This window comes from Peribacillus sp. (assembly GCF_059453735.1).
This window is the reverse complement of sequence record NZ_JAZVJO010000507.1, coordinates 1-3040: the sequence shown is the minus strand read 5'-3', so window position 1 is coordinate 3040 and position 3040 is coordinate 1. Positions and strand designations below refer to the sequence as shown.

The 3040-nt window shown below is 40.3% G+C and carries 3 protein-coding genes; all 3 read right to left on the bottom strand.

The features are described 5' to 3' along the window. Positions 1-140: 140 nt before the first annotated feature. Positions 141-1328, bottom strand: a complete 1188-nt coding sequence (gene nagA / locus AC52RT_RS16860; RefSeq protein ID WP_495541816.1) for an N-acetylglucosamine-6-phosphate deacetylase — start codon at positions 1326-1328, stop codon at positions 141-143. Then, on the bottom strand, positions 1315-2481 hold the full coding sequence (locus AC52RT_RS16855; RefSeq protein ID WP_495541815.1) for an SIS domain-containing protein: 1167 nt from the start codon (positions 2479-2481) through the stop codon (positions 1315-1317). Before AC52RT_RS16855 ends, nagA begins: the two co-directional genes overlap by 14 nt. A 16-nt stretch (positions 2482-2497) precedes the next feature. After that, positions 2498-3040 (bottom strand): ROK family protein (locus AC52RT_RS16850; RefSeq protein WP_495541814.1); only part of this gene is annotated, 543 nt, incomplete at its 5' end.

The following is a 3040-nucleotide window of genomic DNA, read 5'->3' as shown; positions in this document are numbered from 1 at the left end:
ACTTCTTATATCCTTCCGTAACTATTGGATGGTTCTTTATGTATGACGTTGCTACTGATGAGATTTTAGCAATTGACAAAAGATAATTTATCTAAAAATCAGTTTTTGTTACTCGAGAAATTTATGATGACATTCAGAAGTCATCGTACCTCCTCTTCCTTTACATGATAACGACAAGTACCATTAAGGTAAGTTGCAATTAAATCCATATCAGGATTCAAAACAATAAAGTCAGCAGCGTACCCTTTGGCAATCTTCCCGCATTCGCCATCCTTCCCAATACTTTTTGCGGGGGCAGTACTCGCCATATAGATTGCTTCCTCCGGCGTGGCAATTCCCCATTTAACGGTATTTTGGACGGCATCCTTTAATTGTAAAATGCTACCTGATAAACTGCCGCTTTCAATGCGGGCAGCCCCTTCTTTCACCTCGACTGGGATTTCACCTAGGCGATAGCTTCCTTCCGGCATTCCCCCAGCCATCATGCAATCTGTCACCAAAACGGTTTGGTCTCTGCCGCGGGTATCCATTAAAATATTTGCGGCAACAGGGTGTACATGATATCCATCACAAATGATTTCTGTAAAAACATTTTTTAAATTCATCGCAGCACCAACCATTCCCGGCTCCCGATGGTGCAATGGGCTCATTCCATTAAAGGTATGAACAAAAATAGATGCCCCTTTTTCAACCGCCTGCTTTGCTTCTTCATATGTGGCATCACTATGGGCTAGAGCCACTGCAATCTTGTCTCTTACCGCATATTCAATAAATTCCGCTGTCCCTTTTCTCTCAGGCGCAATGGCTATTTTTTTAATAGAATAATTGGATAACTTCTGCCAGTTCTTCAATAAATCAACGGATGGATCACAAAAGTAGTTCGGATTTTGCGCTCCTTTATGTTTTTCCGTAAAAAATGGCCCTTCCAAAAATATTCCTATAATTTTAGCTCCACGGACTTCCTTATAATTAGCACCAATCATTTCAACGACGCGATTCAACACTTCTGTTGAGGAAGTTAAAGTCGTCGGCAAAAACGAAGTAACTCCGCAGGAAAGAAGTCCTTCCGATATCTTATTCAATCCTGTAACATCGTTGTCCATAATGTCGTGATTTTGAAATCCATGAATATGGGTATCTACTAATCCTGGAGCGATCCAATGCCCCGCATAATTAATGATTTCAGCCTCTTTCTCGGACAGGTTTTCAGAAAAGCCAACAAATCTTCCCTCGTTAATTTCCAGAAATCCTGAACCTTCAACCTTCCCTTCTAGGAAAAACTTATCAGCAAAAATATATGAAGAATTGCAGCCTTTATTCGTATTCATAGATGTTTACGCCTTTAACGACACGATTCACCGTTCCTGTCGGCGAAGGCGTATCTGGTGTATTACCGACTTTGACCGATGCAAGCAGTGAAACGACTTGACCAATCATGAGAAAAGGTAATGCTGAGTAAGCATCCGGTACGGTTTGAAATTCGCTGTCAAAAACAAACTTGTTCCCATCGTAATTGGTTTCTCCTTCTACCTCGATGGCACAGATTTTGACAGCAATATTATCCTGTTTTATTTCTTTTAATAAATCTAAATCATATTGACGTGTATAAGGATGGTTAGAAACAAATACAAAGACCACTGAGTTTTCGTCCATAAATGATTTAGGTCCGTGCCGGAATCCCATTGGCGAATCAAACGCGGTGACAATTTTCCCAGCTGTCAGCTCTAATATTTTCAATTGCGCCTCTCGAGCTAATCCTTCAAAACAGCCAGAACCCAGGTATATAATTCGATTAAAATCCCGGTCAATGATCTCTTGAATTACAGATTCCCTTCGAATGACACTTTCACCCATTTGCCGAATCATTTTTACGATTGTTGATTTTCTCTCAATCTCTAAGGAATCAAAGACAAGTAAAGCAGTTAAGGTCATGCACGTATAGCTTCCTGTCATTGCAAATCCCTGATCATTCGATAATTCAGGCATCAATAGTAAAAAACTCTTTTGATCACTTTCACTTTGTTTGGCTAATTGACCATCCTTAGCACAGGTAATCGTCAGCTTATACAAATCGGTTATGATTTGCTCAGCTAGTTTTACAGCTCCAACACTTTCCGGACTGTTCCCGCTTCTGGCAAACGAAACGAGTAAGGTAGGAATATCTGCTTTAAGAAATTGATCAGGATTGGATACTAAGGTCGTAGTTGGAATGCTGAGCAATTCCCATTGCTTTTCATCACATGTTTCTTTTAGGTAAGGCAGGATCGTATCACCAACATAGGCAGACGTTCCGGCACCTGTGAAAATGACTCGAACTCGATTGTGTTTAGTTGATAGTTTTAGTAAGAACTCTTCTATTTCTTTGCTTTTCTCGGTGTATAAATCAAACGTTTCAGCCCATAAATCTGGCTGTTGCTTAATTTCTTCCGTTGTAATAGATGCACCTAAGAGTACTAGTTTTTCTTGACTTAACGTAAACACCTCTGACCACTCCTCTTTAGATTCTTTCGAATACTCGTAATCCGGCACCAATAACGCCATTATTCTGAGCTAATGTACTAATGCTCATCTGTTCTAAGAGATGCTGCTGTTCTAGAAGCTGATAGTTTTTTAGTTTCTCTTTAATTAACTCCAGTAAAAATGGATTGTTTTGAATGACACTGCCGCCGAAAACGATTCTATGCGGATCGATTAAACAAGAAATAGAATAGAGTCCTTGTGCTAAATGACCTGTAACCTCATCGATGATGAACTGATATTCCTGTGAACCATTTAAGTATCCACTAAAGACTTCCTTGGGTGGTATACCTGCTATATTCTGGATCCCTGGACCAGCAGAGATAGTTTCTAGCCGTTGATTTCCTTTCTTTGAAAGAACAGGAATCAGCCCCAGTTCCCCTGCAAAACCTGCTCCTCTAAAAAAGGAGCCATGATGGATGATCGAACATGCGATTCCTGTACTGATTGTCACATAGACAAAGGTCTCATTTGTTGCTCCTTTTGCTGCTTTCCACTCGGCAAAACCCGCCATATAGACATC

Coding starts and splice junctions, on each gene's coding strand:
- nagA (WP_495541816.1), bottom strand. CDS start 1,328: ATGAATACGAATAAAGGCTGCAATTCTTCATATATTTTTGCTGATAAG.